Genomic DNA, 16,544 nt, shown 5'->3' with positions numbered 1-16,544 from the left:
TTTTTTGTCCCCGGGATTGCCAGATCGGCTTGGTTAAATGAACTCATCAACAGCAGCGAGGGATACCCTTCGCCACGACATCACCGATGAGGAACACACCATGAAAAAGCAGCTTATTGCAACACTGATCGCGACCACGCTGATTACATCCACTGTCGCCACCTCGGCTCATGCGGACAATGTCCAGTCGTCCGATCGCCCGCATCAAAACAGCTACAGCGTAGCGAAAGATGAGCAACTGATCGGGCTGGGTTCGGGCGCAGCAATGGGGGCCTTGATCGGCGGTCCGGCTGGTGCGGTGGTCGGGGCCATCGTCGGCGGGATTGTCGGCACCACGGTTGGACAGGACAGCTACATTCAGGAGCAGACGGAAGAAGTTGCGTTCCTGACCACCCGCAATGCTGAGCTTGAGCGGATCAGCGCCGAGTTTAATTCATCGCAGGTTGAGCTGGCCCGCCTGCAACAAGAAGTGATTCAGGCACGCCTGGCAGAGCGGGATCAGGAAACGCGCCAGATTGACCTGGGTTTGGAAATGAATGTGCACTTCCGGACGGGCTCGGCTGAGATTGAACCTCTGTTTATGGCGCAACTGGACGAATTGGCTGAGTTGATGAAGCAAGCGCCGGAAGTGAGTTGGGAACTGTCGGGCTACGCCGATCGCCGCGGGGACAGTATCAAAAACTACGATTTGTCTAAGCGCCGGGTTGAAGCGGTGCGAACTTACCTGGAGCAACGGGGAATCAGCCCGCAGCAGGTGTTTGCCTCAGCCTTTGGGGATCAGGAGCCGCTGAAAGCTGAGCAGAGTTTTGAAGGTGACTTCTTCGATCGTCGTGTCACGTTGCGCAGCTCTTTGGACACCGTGCAGACAGCACATGCCAACTAAGGGGATGGAAGAGGGTTGATGATGAAACACACCTCAGCAAAGGGAGCACCGAGTTGGGTGCTTCCACTTTGTATCCTGGCGTTGCTGGTGTTGCAACTGGTGGCGAAGTCCGGCGATGTACGGGCACAACAGATTGATATTCTTCATGGGGAAACCCTGCGGGCCTGGCAGTCCCTCGCATCACCGGGGGAGGCGATCACCAAGATGGATCCTACCCAGAAGGAGCATTCAAATGTGTTGGGATGAATCGCAATGGATCGCGCTGTTCCTGAAAATTTCCGTTCTCCATTTCAGCCTGATTTACTGCTAGGCATCGGAGGATTGGGATGTGCGAAAGCAAGGAGAAAGAAGAAAACAGAAAAAAGAAAAACAGAAAAGGGAAAGCAGAAGGGAGGCCCGATGGCTCGGCACTGAATCAGCGACTCAAGGCTAAACGCGCCTTGAGCCGCATAACAGTGTCAGGAATCAGGCTGACAGGACCGTTCTGAGGCGTTCCTGAACCACTTCAACCAGCAGATCCGGCTGGAATTTAGAAATAAAGCGGTCACAGCCGACTTTTTTCACCATCGCCTCATTGAAACTACCACTGAGTGAGGTGTTCAGGGCGATATGTAAGTCTTTCATGCGCTCATCATTGCGGATTTCGTGGGTGAGTTTATAACCATCCATCTCCGGCATTTCGGCGTCGGTGAACATCATCAGCAATTCGTCATTGATGTGTTTGCCTTCATCGCACCATTTTTTCAGCATGTTCAGGGCAATCAGGCCGTTGCTGGCTTCAATCACCTGCAAGCCGAGCTGTGACAGGGTATCGCGGATTTGAGCGCGCGCAGTTGAAGAATCGTCGACGATCAGCACTTTCTGACCATGGAAGTGATTGGCGATTTCGGTATCCAGGACATCTTCAGAAATCTGGACATCGTAATCGACAATTTCAGCCAGTACCTTTTCAACGTCAATAATACTGACCAGGCGATCCATCCCTCCTCGCTGGAGCTTGGTGATGGCCGTGAGGTAGTTGTTCCGGCCAACCTGGCTTGGCGGTGGTTGAATATCTTTCCAGGTCATATTTTCGATATTCATGACCTGACCGACCAGAAATGCCTGAATGGTCCGGTTGTATTCGGTGATGATCATGTTTTGCTCACCCCCGGTTTCGGTCGCACGCATACCAATTGCCTGGCGCAAGTCAATTACTGGAATCGAGAGGCCGCGAATACAGGCAACACCGGTAATATTAGGGTGAGAGCCGGGGAGGCTGTTCAACTTGGGAAGTTTGACAACTTCTTTGACTTTAAACACGTTGATCGCAAACAGCTGAGCAGAGTTCAGTTGAAAGATAAGGAGCTCTAAACGGTTCTCACCAACAAGCTGCGTGCGCTGATCAACGGAATCGAGAATATTGGCCATAGGTTGCCCGACTGTTCTTAGAATTGTTAGTTACTTCATCGGATTATAAGTGCCACATTCTTGTGTTGTCACCCCTTTAATCCGTTGGAGATGGTGATTGGAGAGCTTGATAACGATCGCATTTTTCTTATTATGAGCTCGGTCACATATGATTCGGGCTTGTTACGCTGATTCGGTATCGGTCGATCTCACGTGGCCGGGTTCACGTTTTTGGTTCTGCAAAACTCAAATCTTAAATTCCATATTTAATAAACAAATCTACACCATCCTTGATACTTCTCTCTGCGCGACTGAAATATTTTTGCTTCGAGTTGAAATAAATTAAGGTCAAACCCGGCATAGAAAAGATAACTTACAAAACCAAACAATATTAACAATGTTTTAACGTGATTCGTGCCGTGCTCGATGAATCATGTGGTTAGCTTGTTACAAAATGTAAACGAATGAAAACTATGCGAATTATCAGGAACTGTCCTCGTGGGGCTGAGTATGAAAAATGTACAAGTCATGGGAAAATAACCCGGTAAAGAAAATTCCTGTCGAAAGTTGTGTTTTTTGTGATTTGGGTTGGGGTGAAACCATGAAGTTCGTGCTGATTTTCCTATTGTCTACTGTCGGTGGCGTACTTTCCGGCGAACATTTTCATTCATTTATGGCCGGTTTTGGTATCGCCGCGGTGGCGGTGGGTACGGGGTACTGGCTGGCATTCCGTTGCTCGACTCGTTACCCGCAATTGGCTTTGCTGATGCTACTGATGGGGATGATGGCGAAAATGGGCGTTACCATCACTGGCGTTATGTGGGGGATGGAAGCCAAGTTGATTAACTCGCCGATTGTGTTTGCACTGTCTTACCTGTTCTTCTCGATTGTAGTGACTTACCTGTATTCAAGACTGCGTGAGTTCCAGATGGCACGGGTGAAAACGGCTGCTTCTGCGGCGCCCGTGAGTCAGCTTGTCGCGCAAAACTAATTTTACCGAAAACAACCGAACTTTGTTGAAAGTAACAAAGCATTGCAATGAAAAAGCGAGCCGAGGATCGCTTTTTCGTCGTTACTGACAGGTCGTTTTAGTTCATTACTGGCTGTTGTGTATTACACGTGATGGGCCGGTGAAGCCTATCAGCAGCGCAGCCTTGTCGTATCGTTTGGCCACCTGGTCGCGGACTACACTTTTTGAACGCCCATCTGAAAGACGCTGTGTACGTCATTCGCCGGAGTCAGTAATGTGATATTGGCTTTATACCCGGCGGCGATTTTTCCGTATTCGTCATCGATATTCAGCGCGCGCGCAGGGTAGAGGCTGGCCATTCGCAACGCTTCTTCCCGGCTGACCCCGACTTCGTGGATCAGGTTTTTGACCCCTTCAATCATGGTAATTGCGGCGCCGGCAATCGTGCCGTCTGCGTAGTGGCACTTTCCGGCCGTGACATAGGCTTTGGTGCCGGCCATGTCATACTCCGTCATGTCTGTCCCGGCTGGCGTTACCGCATCGGTGACCATAAACAGGCGATTGCCTAACACTTGGTGTGCGATCCGAACTGAAGCAAAGTCTGAGTGGACCCCGTCCACAATAATTCCGGCATAGGGCTTTTTATCAAAGATATACCCGACGGCGCCTGGTTCACGAGAGCCAAAAGGACTCATGGCATTAAACAGGTGGGTGGCCATGGTAATCCCATGCTTATTCAGCAGTTCATCATAACGGGCATTGGTGTGGCCCATTGATACTGTGATGCCGCCCTCGGTCAGAATATTGATGACGGACTGCTCGCAGTTTTCAGGCGCTAAGGTGATCACCTTAATTTTATCGGCATGATCAGCCAGATAATAGGCGGTCATTTCGTCGAGATGACGAATATGAATCGGATCGTGCGCGCCTTTTTTAGCCTTGTTAATAAAAGGTCCTTCCAGGTGGAGGCCAAGAATTCCCTGGGCTTCCCGGTTATCAATATCACCGATCAGATCAATCACCTTATGCATGGGCTCTTGGTCACTGGTGATAAATGTCGGCAGGTACTGAGTGGTGCCGTGGCGCAGGTTTGTCTGGTTCATGACATCCAGCGTTGACTGTCGGATATCGGTATTCAGCAGCACACCGCCACAGCCATTGAGTTGAATATCGATGAAACCGGCTGTGGCCGTCAGGCCGCTGGCATCCAGGGTTGCTTCAGGCAACTGAGCTTCTTGCATTGGGCAGACGGTTTGGATCGTATCGCCTTCGATGATAATCGCTTGATCTTTTATTGTACGGCGGCCGTCAAATACATCAACGTGGGTTATGGCAAACATAGGCTTCTCATTTATCAAGTCAGACTCACCTCAAGCACGGGGTATTTGATTGCGCCATGAGCGCGGTGCTGAGGACTGGGACCACTTATTTTTCTCTTTGAAATAAGATAGCGGGCTACGCAAGGCTGAGTCAAGACATCGGCGATAAATCTGCATTGAATATCAAATTATATGTTGAAATTATGTTTCATGACGGTGTGTTCGTGTTAGCAAAGACGTCGAGGTGACACCGGTCCAGTGGGTATTGATATAGTCAATCAGGGCCAGCGCTCGCTCAGATAACAACTTGCGTTGGGGATGAAGGATCACCAGATCCGTGCCTTCCATTTGCCAATCCGGCAAAACTGCTTCCAGTTCATGACGGTGGATGAGCTCTGTGGCATACCATTCCGGCAGCTTGGCGATACCGAATCCCGCCGCGGCGGCGTAATGGACCGATTCCAGCTCATCAGACTGTATCCGGGCGTTGTGAACCATCTGGAAGGTTTCGCCGTCGGGATGGCGGAAAAACCACTTATGTGCCGGATTCGAGGTTAACAGGTGATGTTGATGCAGTTGGTTGGGATGCGTCACCGGCGGGTGCGTGTCCAGGTATTCACGACTGGCGCAGAGTACGGACGGATTGTGGGCGATCCATTTCTGGATCCAGTCAGATGCCGGCTGTTTGCCAAATCTCAGTGCGATATCAATGTCTCCCCGCATGTAGTAGTCCAGTTGGTTTCCGAGCTGAAAGCGAAGCTGAACTTTCGGGTGCTGGCGGGCAAATTCCAGGGCCAACTGGCCGATCTGATGCTGGATTGGATTGATCGGAGAGTTCAGGACAATCAGTCCGGACAGCTGCTCCTTTTCTTCTGCAATATTGATCAGTCGGGTTTCGATATCGTCAAACAGCGCGGAGAATTGTTGCACGAAGAGCTGACCGTCTTTGGTCAGGCTCATCTCTTTGGCATGCCGGAGCAGCAGCTTACGCCCGGTATCGGTTTCAAGTTGCTGGATCCGGCGACTGAGGGTGCTGGTCGGCATATTTTTTTTGCGCGCGGCAGCCGCAAAGCTGCCGGATTTCACTACTGCGAGGAAGAGTTCTAAATCATCAAGTTTCATTGTTCCGCTTAATATCCCATTTATGGAACTTTGAGGTTCATTATATCCTATTTTCGAGAGTTTAAAGTTGCATTATGCTTGCCGTCGCCACAAGAAGGAGGATACATGTCGCCAAAGACGATTTTTGCCAGTGTTGCGTTAGTGATTGCACTGGGATCTCTAGAAAAAAGTATTGTTACCACGCCATTGCCGATCATCGGGGAAGAGATGGGGGCCGGGCAGGCACTGACCTGGGTGATCACGGCTTATTTACTTGCGGCGACGGCGGTCTTGCCGGTGTATGGCAAGCTGAGTGATATTTTTGGCCGGGTCAAAATGCTCAACATGAGCGTTATCTTATTTGTACTGGGCTCTGTTGCTTGTGGTTTGTCTCAGGATCTGACTTCACTCGTGGCTTCCCGGATACTGCAGGGCATTGGCGGCGGTGGTTTGATTGCACTTGCCTTTACGGTGATTGCCGACAGCATTCCTGCGCGTGAGGTCGGGAAATATCAGGGCTATATCTCCGCAGTTTATGCGGTGTCCAGTATCGCCGGGCCGTTGCTGGGGGGCTTTTTTGCCGAGCAGCTCAGCTGGCGCTGGGTGTTCTGGATCAACCTGCCGCTGGGTGGTCTGGCGTTATGGCTGATCAACACCAATTTGAAACACCTGAGTCAGGGACGCCAAAGCCCCTTCGACTGGATTGGTGCCGGGTTGTTGATGGTGCTCACGACGCTCTTGCTCCTCATGCTTTCGCCGGAGCTGACCTTTGATCGCACCGGCGTGATTGTTCTGTTCGTTGTGTTTGTCATGGCATTGGTGCTGGTGGAGCGAAAGGTTCACGATCCCATTTTGCCCGGCAGATTGGCGAAGTTGCCGGGTTACCTCACCTGTGTGATCCTGATTTGTTGCTCTCAGCTGTTGATGTTTGCGGTGTTGGTGTATCTGCCGCTTCAGATGCAGTGGCAACAAGGGATGTCTGCTTTTGACAGTGGTTTGATGATGATGGCCTTTATGGTCAGCATCACGGGTGGTGCTTATCTGGGAGGCCGCCGAATCGCTAAAACCGGTTATTACAAGTCATTCGTTGTGATTGGCTTCTTCTTTGCGGCCGTCGGCCTTTTGGCCTTGTATCTCGGCTGGTTGCCGGTGGTGGCATTGGCGCTGGCGGGCGCAGGACTGGGACTGACTTTACCGTCATTGAGTGTTGTGGTGCAGAATGTGTTGCCGCCGGAGGACCGCGGGATCGGGACGTCCATGTTTAACTACGGCCGGGAATTGGGCGGTGCGATCGGCGTGGCGATTTGCGCCATGTTGTTTCACAGCAAAGTACCGGTGGTTGTCGGCGACGGCAGCACTCTGAGTCCGGATGCGATTGATCCGCAGCGCTTGGAGCAGGCATTCAGTCTGATTTATGTCGGCATGGCCGGGGTGGGGGTGGTTGCCTTGATTGCGACCCTGGTTGCCCTCAAGGGCCAGGCGTTGTCGCGTGAGGTGAAAATGTCCTCGCCGCAACCGGCTGATGAATCCAAATAAGTGGCCAGTCAGTAAATATGGATGAATAACGGCCTGATCCCGTTTGGCAGATCATTGTGTGCTGAGGCACAATACGCCTCCTTTTGAGCATTGTTAGTTTTTGCTGCTCTGGTGGCGGCAGATAGAGAGGATGAATATGACTTGGGGTGATTGGCCGCTGATCCTGTCCAGCGTGCTGGCTCAATTAACCATTGGTGCCTTTATTGTGCTGGGGCTGGTGATTTTCAGCGGCCGACTCTGTTTTGGCCAAAGTGATCGCCTGCATAGAACCATGCCGGTCTTCTGGCTTCTGTTGTTCGCGGCAATCGTCTTACGTGAAGCGGATTTTATGTTGCAGTCGCATCATGAAAGCTACAACTTTACCCGGGAAGCTATGCTGATCTTTGTCTTTTTTGCGATGGCATTGATCTACTGGTTTGCGGAAAAAGCTTTGTTTGCCAGCGATGCGCTCCGCAAAGCTGGGCTGTTGTTGGTGATGCTGTGTGGGTTGGGGTATTTGGGACACGGCGTTTGGGTACGAGACGAACATTGGCTGGAAGTGGTTCACTTTACGGCGACCACTTTGTGCGGCGGTACGCTTCTGGCTCATGCGGCATTGGTCAAAGCTGAGCACAAAGTTGCGGAAGTGGACCGTTATCTGCCGAAGCTGGGTGCAGGCATCGCGGTGATCTGTTTTCTCGTAGGGGTGCCGCAACTGGCCACCCTGGCTGGCGACGTGGAACAGTCGGCCGGACTTTTTGTTGCCCAGGCGCTGAGTTTGGGCATGCTGTTGGCTTCGGTCGGTGTTTGGTTGATGCCGACGTTGACGAAAAGCAAGCCTGCGCTGCCGGTGATGACATTCGCTCTGGTGTTGGTGGCGGGATCTTCTTTCGGGGCCGGTATCGGTTAATCCAAACGGGTGCCATCAGGACGGACAGAAAAGCCGATGAAGAAATTCACCGGCTTTTCTTTTTCGGAGCGCGTGTTATTTGATCAGGCTGAGGATCTCTTTGAATTTTTCGCCTTCAGCAATGGCCTGCAGCTCAAACAAAACCATCTCGGTACAGGTGAGGCCGGCGCCGGCTTGTTGCATCTTGTTGAGGGCGACTGCTCGGTTGTTGGCCTGGCGTGAGGAGACTGCATCGGCTACCACTTCAACATGGTATCCGGCATCGAGCAGCTCTCTGACCGTTTGATAAACACAGATATGCGCCTCAATCCCGACAACAATAACACTTTTGCGTCCAGTCGCTTCTAACGCACTGACAAATTCCGGTGATTTGTAACAACTGAAGCTGTTTTTGGCAATCGGCGTCTGATGATGAAGGTGATCGGCAATCTGTGGGATGGTCGGGCCGAGTTTATCCGGCAACTGCTCAACCCATACGATGGGTAGTTCGAGCACCTTGGCACCTTTCACCAGCGTTTCTAGGTTACGGAACAGAGAATCCCGCTCATCCATGATTTGCGCCAGCTTGCCCTGAACATCGACAATGACAAGCGTGGTTTCGTTTGCATTCAGCATGATTGTGTCCTTTTATATGGCGTTACAAGCAGTTAGCATAGTTGCTTTTGCCAGCTTCTCTATTCGAACATCGTCTAACTGTGAGCCAGACCCGGCTATCATCACACAATTAATCCCGTTGTTTGAAGCCCGAGAACTCGATCCCGGCCAGACGTGCCATCTCATAATCCCAGGTCGCCAGATCGTCCTTGTCGAACTGATTGAGGTGGCAGTGACCACAGGCGCGAGCCATCACTTTCATCAGCTCTGTCGAGGCGGTGAGAAAGTTGGTCAGTTGGTGCGCAGCTTTCTCCGGATTCAGTTTCTGGCGTAGATCAGCATTTTGAGTGGCGATACCAGCAGGGCAATTGTTGGTGTTACAGATCCTGGCCGCGACGCAGCCGATCGACTGCATGGCACTGTTGGCGATCGCAACCCCGTCCGCACCCAAGGCCAGTGCTTTGACAAAATCCATCGGGGTTCTGAGTCCGCCGGTGATGATCAGCGTGACCTGATCGGACATGCCCTGTTTATCGAGAAAATAGCGTGCCCGGGCGAGGGCAGGAATCGTCGGCACGCTGATATGATCGCGGAAGATCTGCGGCGCTGCCCCGGTGCCGCCGCCGCGACCGTCCAGAATGATGTAATCTGCCCCGGCTTCTAATGCAAAGCCCATATCCCGTTCGATATGATTGGCACTGAGCTTAAAGCCGATTGGGATCCCGCCTGTGAGGTCGCGAACGTGATTAGCAAATTTGGCAAAATCAGCAGTGGTTTTTAAGTCGATGAAGGTGGCCGGTGAAATGGCTTCGGTTCCCGGCTCCAGACAACGCGTTTGGGCAATTTTATCGATGTTTTTTGCCGCGGGCAGGTGACCGCCGGTGCCGGTTTTAGCCCCCTGGCCCCCTTTAAAGTGGAAGGCCTGCACCTTGGGTAACAAGCCTTCGTGATAGCCAAACTTGGCGCTGGCCAGCTCGTAGAAATAACGGCTGTTGGCCTGTTGCTCTTCAGCCAGCATGCCGCCTTCGCCGGAGCAGATCCCGGTGCCGGCTTGCTCAGCCCCCATCGCCAGAGCGATTTTGGCTTCTTCGGATAAGGATCCGAAGCTCATATCGGACACCAGCAGCGGAATATCCAACACCAGCGGGCGCTTGGCCTTGGGGCCAATCACCAGCTCGGTGCCGACTTTGGCTTCATCCAGCAGGGGCTTGGTCGCCATCTGAGCCACCATGATCTGAATGTCGTTCCAGTCGGGCAATAGGTAGCGGGGCACGCCCATCGCAGTCATCGGACCGTGTTTTCCCATCCCCGCAAGCCCTTCGCGTGCCAGCTGGTGAATAAAAGCGACGGTTGGCTCTTCTTTGGTGGGTTTGGCTTCCGGCATGGATTGCTCGTCGGCAGAGGGGCCCGGACCTTCTTTGCCGACATCTTCAGGACTGAAGCGCCGATGGGTGCCGTCGCAAAAGGGGGCATTCGCGGTATGTTTGCAGGCACACAGATATGCGTCGCCGCTTTTTTCAGCCTTGAACTTTTTCGGGGTAAAGTCAGTGCCGGCGTGAGAGCCGTCGCAGAATGGCTGGTTGGCGGAACGGCCGCAACGACAGAAGTAATATTCTTTGCCCTCAACTAAACTAACCTTAACAGGCTGGTTATTGGCAACGACAGGTTTGCTCATGCTTTTTTCTCCATACCGGCAACGTCGTGAATCCAGACACGTTTTTGATGGGATTGTTGATAGAGTATGGGGGAGGACGGGCGAATTTGCAGGCGCGCGCTCTTTACAGCCGCATCAATTCGGGGAACAATGGGCGCGCATTAACTATTAGGTAACGTTTGTAGAATTATGGCTGAAAAGAAAGCAAACCCTTTGACCGATTTGATTTTTAACGTCATCGTCCCGTCTGTCGTGCTGATGAAACTCAGCGGCGAAGAGCATCTGGGCTCTCTGATGGCCCTGCTGGTGGCACTGGCATTTCCTGTGGTCCTGGGTGGCTATGAGCTGATCAAATACAAAAAGTTTAACTTCATCTCGCTGTTGGGTTTTGTCAGCGTCTTGTTGACCGGTGGTATCGGGCTGCTGGAACTGGATGCCAAATGGCTGGCTGTCAAAGAAGCCCTGATCCCGGGTCTGATTGGTACCGGGGTATTCATCTCCACGTTCACTAAGTACCCGGTTGTCAGTAAACTGCTGTTCAACGATACGGTCCTGAACCTGGATGTTATCAAGCAAAAGCTGACCGAACACGGCAAAGAGAAAGACTTCGCCCGTTGTCTGATTAAATCCAACTACCTGTTCTCGGGTACGTTTGTCTTCTCTTCTGTGATGAACTACGTGCTGGCGACCACGATTGTGACCAGTCCATCCGGCACACAGGCTTTCAATGAAGAGTTGGGTAAGATGACGCTGCTGAGCTATCCGATGATTGCCATTCCGTCCATGGTGATGATGATGGGGATCTTCTACTTCATGTGGCGCCAGATCCGCCAGATGACGCAGTTGGAAACCGCGCAGATTTTCAAAACTCAGTAAAACATTGAACGGCTACTCACCCAATTGATTCTGAAAACCAGCCCTGGCGGCTGGTTTTTTATTGCCAGGCGCTTGCCTGTCGCCGTGATTTATCGCACACTTTGCCCGTTTTTGATAAGTGACATTAGGTTTGCGATTATGGCTTCAACAGCAGCAGCGCTTCATATTCTGGTTAAACACAAAGAACAAGCCGACGATATCCTGAAGCAATTAAAAAAAGGCGCGAAATTTCAGACGCTGGCAAAGAAATATTCCACCTGCCCATCCGGCAAACGGGGCGGCGATCTGGGTGAGTTCCGCAAAGGTGCCATGGTTCCGGCGTTCGATAAAGCCGTTTTCACCGGCAAAGTCCTGGAACCCATCGGACCGGTCAAAACCAAGTTCGGGTATCACATCATTAAGGTGTTGTACCGGACGTAGTTGGCATTCGGGTGACTTACATATGATCTGTGCCGACCAAGGAACAAATTGACGCCACTATGAACTTCTCCTATGGCAGGGATGACTAGAGCTACTCCCGCTTTAACCTGCCATACCAAATTCCATTTTTCCCCAATCAGTGTAGAAGTTGCTTTCACCACCACTACTTTTAGTTTCCAATAGTTTTGTTAATGGTTCTCCGCGATCTTCGTAGTAATCTCCCACTGTGGTGTATTTTCTTGCTTGTGTAATTAGATTAGTATTTTTTATCGATAAAACAGTATGTTATAGTAATATTATTGCTGTTGCTTTAATTTTATCAATCGAACTCTGAGTTTTCTGAAATAGTTATCTTTATCCGGGCGGTATATAGTGAACCTTATAGAATTACAAAATTTTAAAAAATTTGATGGGATCAATGTTGATCTAAACGAAAATGGGTTGACTTTGATATCTGGAGTTAACAACTCAGGGAAAACTAGTTTATTACATGCTCTTGCTGTATGGGAGTATGCAAAAATTCTCTTGATAAATTATCGTGGAAAAAATTCATTGCTCGAAGAGTATGATATAGAGAGGAAAGGACTTGGTATTGCTCCTGAATCATTTTCGCCAATCAGTATTCCCTCTCTTAAATATCTTTGGAAAGACCAAAAAACGAATGGGTCCTATCAACTCAAAATTAAAGTTGGGTGGAAAAGTTCAGACAACAAAAATGTATTTCTTGAGATTGCTTATACTTTGAATGGTAATAATTTTGCGATAAAAAAGTCTGATTCAAATCTATCTGATAAAGATATAATACCGACCATTGCTTATCTGCCACCTTTTGGTGGAATGAACGAAAATGAAAGTTGGTTGTCCGTTGCTGACCGAAGAAAGTTAATAGGAAAGGGACAAGCTGGTTCAGTAATTAGAAATTTACTATTGGACTTACATGAGGCTCATGAATCCACCATTGAAGAAAAAAAGAATGAGCTTTTCCCGAGCAGAAAAAGATTATCACAAGCAGATCAGCAGGTACTTGAAAATATTAGTACCGAATGGCGACAGCTAAAAGGAATACTTGCTGAAGTATTTCATGTAAATCTATATGTGCATGATTTCGATAGTCAATTTCATAACTTCATAAGCGTCGATGTTTTGGATTTAATCAAAAATCCTGACACACAAGAAAAAGAGAGAAAAAGTTCAAGTAAAAGAGATCTGATGGTCGAGGGGAGCGGTTTTCTTCAGTGGTTAAGTGTTTTCGCTTTAGCCTTAGACAAAAATAATGATATTCTCCTTTTGGATGAACCTGATGCCCACTTACATTCATCTCTGCAGTCTCTTCTTATGGAAAAACTGGAAAAGATATGTGAAGAAAATAATAAACAGATTCTTATGGTTAGTCATAGCTCTGAGTTGATAAAGTTAATTGACTATCAGAAAGTGCTGCATGTTGAGAACTCAAAGGCCGAATACCTAAAAAACAATGAAGAAAAGGTGTTGGTTCTAGAGGGGTTGGGTAGCAAGTATTTTCCACTTCTTGACTCTATGATAGAACATAAAAAAGTCTTGCTTGTTGAAAATGCGAGTGACGCCAGAATTTTAAAATTGCTATGTGAAAAGTTAGGGAAGGAGTGGCCTAAAAATATCGCCGAGTGGGTGACAAATAAGAAACACAAAGAACGTAAAACATTAATTGTGGAGCTGAACCAAAAAATCATTCAAGAAACTGGCAGGCATATAACGGCATATAGTCTTAGAGATTTGGACGATAATAATTATAATACTACAAATTCAAATCTACATGATAATGGTCTTGATGTCCAAAGAGATGACTCAGGTCGGCATGTGATAATGATGTATAGAACATTGAGACGTCGAGAGATAGAAAATTATCTGATAATTCCAGAAGCTATCAGCCGTTATATCACTAATAATTGTCGTAATCAGGATATTGTAAAAGATGTTGGTGCAGTTAGAAATTACCTTGCAGATGAGCACGGTTTGGTAGTCCCTGATTCATATAAAAATTCTGATAGGGCGAGTAATACAGAGGCACTTTTTATAAAGGATGTAAAACCTGTCCTTGGAGGGATTAACTCTCACTTCAAAGTTAAGTTTGACAAAGAAGAATATATTAATTTCATCAGCGCTAATGAAATTTGCGATGATATGATTACTATCATAAATGAAATAATAAATATGTGTGCAGATGATTAATAGAGGACATTCATAGTTCTGCGTCAGCGTAAGTCACAGATCCACTACACTAAACGTACAATCCTGTGAGAATAATAAATGGATTTGGTGACGATATTACTGGTCCTCGTGGTCGTGCTGGTCGCAGCATTCGATTTTACCAACGGCTTCCACGACGCTGCCGATATGGTGGCCACTGCGATCGCCTCGCGCGCGATGAAGCCGGGGATGGCTATCGGCATTGTTACCTTTTTCACCTTCATCGCTCCCTTTAGCGTGGGACTGGCGGTAGCGGATACCGTGGGCACCTTTGTGGATGTAAGTGCCGTAACAACCATTCAGGGTGAAAGCCTGGTCATTGCAGCCCTGCTGGCTGCCGTATCCTACAATCTGGTTACCTGGTGGTTGGGCTTTCCCTCGTCATCTTCCAATTCCCTTGCCGGCGGATTGGTGGGGGCTGGGCTCTACTGCGTGGGCAGTGCGAATATTGCTTGGGGTGTCAAGGCTTTACAGAATGGACACCTTGAGGGAGTGATGAAGGTTGTTGTGGGGCTGTTTGTATCGCCTTTCTTTGGTTTTGTTATCGGTTTTCTGGTGTTGAAACTGTTTTTTCTCATACTGCGCCGAACCACGACGAAGATAAATAAAATCTTGATTGTTTCTCAATATGTGAGTGTCGCCTGGCTCGGGTTTTCCCATGGCGCCAATGATGCACAGAAGGGCATGGCCGTCATCGGGATGATGTTACTGGCAAGCGGCATCACAACCGAGTTTTCTATTCCGGTGTGGGCAATCTTTTTGTGCGCCTCTGCCATTACTCTGGGGACCATGTTTGGTGGTTGGCGTATCATCAAAACGCTTGGCTTCGGTCTGTTTCGTGTGAAAACCATTCATTCGGTGGCCAATCAACTGGGCTCTGCACTGGTTAATACCATTGCCACCATCAGCGGTGCTCCGACTTCGACCACGCAAGTTGTGACGGCGACATTGTTGGGTAATGGTGCGGCAGAAAAACCGCAGCATGTGAAGTGGCGTACGGCGCGGGGGATCGTCACAGGTTGGTTTATGAATGTACCCGTATCCATGGCTCTGGGCTGGTTGTATTGTTTCCTGTTTATCAAACTGTGGGGGTGAACATGGGGTTTATACAGAAATTCATTCTGCCAAAAGATGTGGATTTAGTCGCGGCACTACAGGCACAGACTTTGGCCACCAGAAACATCGTGCATGACCTCTATGCCGCCTACATCCTTCATGAAAAAGAGGCTTTCAATGCTATCAAGAACGATACCAGCGAAACCAGTGCGATTAAGGACAAAAATATGAAGGAGCTGCTGGATGTCTTTATTGCTCCCTATGATAAGGAATCTGTGTTCCGTATTATCACCCAACTCGATTGGATAGCGCTCAGTGTGAAACACTTCGTTGTTGAAGTGGATGCATTTCATGATAAACAAGCCCTGGATGTTTATCGTGATATCTTCGAGCTCCTCAAAGAGATGGCAAGCCTGCTGGAAGATGGGTTCAAGCAACTCACTAAAAAGGAACTCCCCAGCATCGCGTTGATTCATGACAAGTATGATCTGGTGGTGGAATACCGCGCTCAGCACGTTGCGCAGCTGCTACAACAAGACGACCTGAAGCACATTATCATTCATAATGAAATTCTGTCTCAGTTGAAGGAAATTGCAAAGCGCATGCACGTTACCGCCAACACGCTGGAGGATATGGCCATCAAGCTCATGTGAGATTGATTATTAAAGAGGTCGGCGACAATCGAGATTTAAACTGGCTCGTTATTCGGACCACTCGGAATGCGCTTGAATTACTGAGGGTGATGTATCTTGTGAACAGCCTTTCGCAGGATGTTCAATAGGCCGATTTCGTCGACACCAAGTCGATTAAACCGATATGGCTTCTTGGCATGACTCGAGACGATCCATATTTGAGGGATCAGGTTCGAGTTATCAAATATATCGACTAACTGTATATCCACAATATCAGAGAGTGACAGGTATTTTTTGGTGAATGGGTACGACATTTCAACTTTTTTTTCAGTCAACCGAAGACTAACAATGGTTGTGAAATACTCATGGAGACCGAGCAATATGATCAGGATGGCGCTGTAACCAAGGAGCTCTCTATCGTTGAATATCAGGTAAACACAGCCAGCAAGCATGAGTAGCAAGCTAATGACGTTGAAAAGATGATAAGTTTTGGATTTGCAAAAGTAGGTTTGATGCTCTGTTTGAACGCTTGCCAGCAACTTGTCAGCGATGGTTGCTCGAAGCAGGGGAAATCCAATCAGCTGGTATTCTATCCGGAGTAGCTGTTTGCCGTGCTCATCTAACAGATCCATACTCTGTAAAAACAGCCTTTGTTTGACACTGGATATATCGCGCCAACGGACTAAACCACGCTCTTTTCCTAAATGCTTGTACCACAGGCCGTCGTTATCCGCGACGACATTTGTATACGGTAGCTTTCTGAGCAAGTAATAAGCTAAGGCGGTAAATCCACTACAAACAACGAAACCAAATATTGATGCTCTTAAATTTGCATAGAAGTCTTCGTCAGCTTCACCGGGTATAAAGGGCATCATCAAGCTTGATACCATCAATACAACAAAAAAAATCAGGCAGAATTTCATCAGTGTGATAAGCCGCTTGTCGATGTTAAATTCTTGCATATCTTTTTTATTAAACCTTAGCTAAATCATGGAATCA

16 protein-coding genes are annotated in these 16,544 nt (G+C 48.8%); 10 read left to right on the top strand and 6 right to left on the bottom strand.

Annotated features, from left to right (window positions below; genetic code table 11):
• Window positions 1–100 precede the first annotated feature (100 nt).
• Window positions 101–883 (top strand): sortase-associated OmpA-like protein PdsO, encoded by a 783-nt coding sequence (pdsO, locus tag VV869_RS18665; RefSeq protein WP_337736421.1) that lies wholly within the window; start codon window positions 101–103, stop codon window positions 881–883.
• Window positions 884–901: 18 nt separating this feature from the next.
• Window positions 902–1,129 carry a hypothetical protein gene (locus VV869_RS18660; protein WP_337736420.1) on the top strand — a complete coding sequence of 76 codons (228 nt, stop codon included), beginning with the start codon at window positions 902–904 and terminating at the stop codon, window positions 1,127–1,129.
• A gap of 219 nt (window positions 1,130–1,348) precedes the next feature.
• Here the strand turns inward: VV869_RS18660 and VV869_RS18655 are convergent, their stop codons facing one another.
• Window positions 1,349–2,293, bottom strand: coding sequence for a chemotaxis protein CheV (locus VV869_RS18655; RefSeq protein ID WP_337736419.1), 945 nt, complete (start codon window positions 2,291–2,293; stop codon window positions 1,349–1,351).
• A gap of 580 nt (window positions 2,294–2,873) precedes the next feature.
• Here VV869_RS18655 and VV869_RS18650 point away from each other — a divergent pair.
• A complete protein-coding gene (locus VV869_RS18650) occupies window positions 2,874–3,263 on the top strand; it encodes an NADH:ubiquinone oxidoreductase (protein WP_337736418.1) in 390 nt (129 codons plus the stop codon).
• A 194-nt stretch (window positions 3,264–3,457) separates the two neighbouring features.
• Here the strand turns inward: VV869_RS18650 and nagA are convergent, their stop codons facing one another.
• Entirely contained in the window at window positions 3,458–4,582 is a 1,125-nt protein-coding gene (gene nagA, locus VV869_RS18645) for an N-acetylglucosamine-6-phosphate deacetylase (RefSeq protein WP_337736416.1), read from the bottom strand.
• Between the two features lie 180 nt (window positions 4,583–4,762).
• Complete coding sequence (locus tag VV869_RS18640; protein WP_337736415.1) at window positions 4,763–5,683, bottom strand: LysR family transcriptional regulator; 921 nt, start codon at window positions 5,681–5,683, stop codon at window positions 4,763–4,765.
• Window positions 5,684–5,788: 105 nt separating this feature from the next.
• Here VV869_RS18640 and VV869_RS18635 point away from each other — a divergent pair, with 105 nt between their 5' ends.
• Together VV869_RS18635 and VV869_RS18630 are read left to right on the top strand one after the other, a co-directional pair.
• Window positions 5,789–7,198 carry an MDR family MFS transporter gene (locus tag VV869_RS18635; protein WP_337736414.1) on the top strand — a complete coding sequence of 470 codons (1,410 nt, stop codon included), beginning with the start codon at window positions 5,789–5,791 and terminating at the stop codon, window positions 7,196–7,198.
• 136 nt (window positions 7,199–7,334) lie between these two features.
• Window positions 7,335–8,087, top strand: coding sequence for a DmsC/YnfH family molybdoenzyme membrane anchor subunit (locus VV869_RS18630; RefSeq protein WP_337736413.1), 753 nt, complete (start codon window positions 7,335–7,337; stop codon window positions 8,085–8,087).
• Window positions 8,088–8,162: 75 nt separating this feature from the next.
• Here VV869_RS18630 and VV869_RS18625 read toward each other — a convergent pair whose 3' ends face one another.
• Complete coding sequence (locus tag VV869_RS18625) at window positions 8,163–8,702, bottom strand: hydrolase (protein WP_337736412.1); 540 nt, start codon at window positions 8,700–8,702, stop codon at window positions 8,163–8,165.
• Window positions 8,703–8,811: 109 nt separating this feature from the next.
• Window positions 8,812–10,356 (bottom strand): glutamate synthase-related protein, encoded by a 1,545-nt coding sequence (locus tag VV869_RS18620; RefSeq protein ID WP_337736411.1) that lies wholly within the window; start codon window positions 10,354–10,356, stop codon window positions 8,812–8,814.
• A gap of 168 nt (window positions 10,357–10,524) precedes the next feature.
• Here VV869_RS18620 and VV869_RS18615 point away from each other — a divergent pair, with 168 nt between their 5' ends.
• The 5 genes from VV869_RS18615 (at window position 10,525) to VV869_RS18595 (ending at window position 15,566) form a co-directional block, all read left to right on the top strand.
• Entirely contained in the window at window positions 10,525–11,211 is a 687-nt protein-coding gene (locus tag VV869_RS18615) for a VC0807 family protein (protein ID WP_337736409.1), read from the top strand.
• Between the two features lie 138 nt (window positions 11,212–11,349).
• Entirely contained in the window at window positions 11,350–11,631 is a 282-nt protein-coding gene (ppiC, locus tag VV869_RS18610) for a peptidylprolyl isomerase PpiC (protein ID WP_007465584.1), read from the top strand.
• Window positions 11,632–12,003: 372 nt separating this feature from the next.
• Entirely contained in the window at window positions 12,004–13,839 is a 1,836-nt protein-coding gene (locus VV869_RS18605) for an ATP-dependent nuclease (RefSeq protein WP_337736408.1), read from the top strand.
• A 78-nt stretch (window positions 13,840–13,917) separates the two neighbouring features.
• Window positions 13,918–14,952, top strand: a complete 1,035-nt coding sequence (locus tag VV869_RS18600; RefSeq protein ID WP_337736407.1) for an inorganic phosphate transporter — start codon at window positions 13,918–13,920, stop codon at window positions 14,950–14,952.
• A gap of 2 nt (window positions 14,953–14,954) precedes the next feature.
• A complete protein-coding gene (locus tag VV869_RS18595; RefSeq protein WP_337736406.1) occupies window positions 14,955–15,566 on the top strand; it encodes a hypothetical protein in 612 nt (203 codons plus the stop codon).
• Between the two features lie 77 nt (window positions 15,567–15,643).
• On the opposite strand, the gene VV869_RS18590 is transcribed toward VV869_RS18595, so the two are convergent.
• Complete coding sequence (locus VV869_RS18590) at window positions 15,644–16,507, bottom strand: hypothetical protein (protein ID WP_337736405.1); 864 nt, start codon at window positions 16,505–16,507, stop codon at window positions 15,644–15,646.
• Window positions 16,508–16,544 lie beyond the last annotated feature (37 nt).

The sequence above is a fragment of the Photobacterium sp. MCCC 1A19761 genome (assembly GCF_037389125.1).
Lineage (GTDB): Bacteria > Pseudomonadota > Gammaproteobacteria > Enterobacterales > Vibrionaceae > Photobacterium.
Note: the sequence above shows the minus strand (reverse complement) of the source record. Positions and strands in the feature narration are given on the sequence as shown.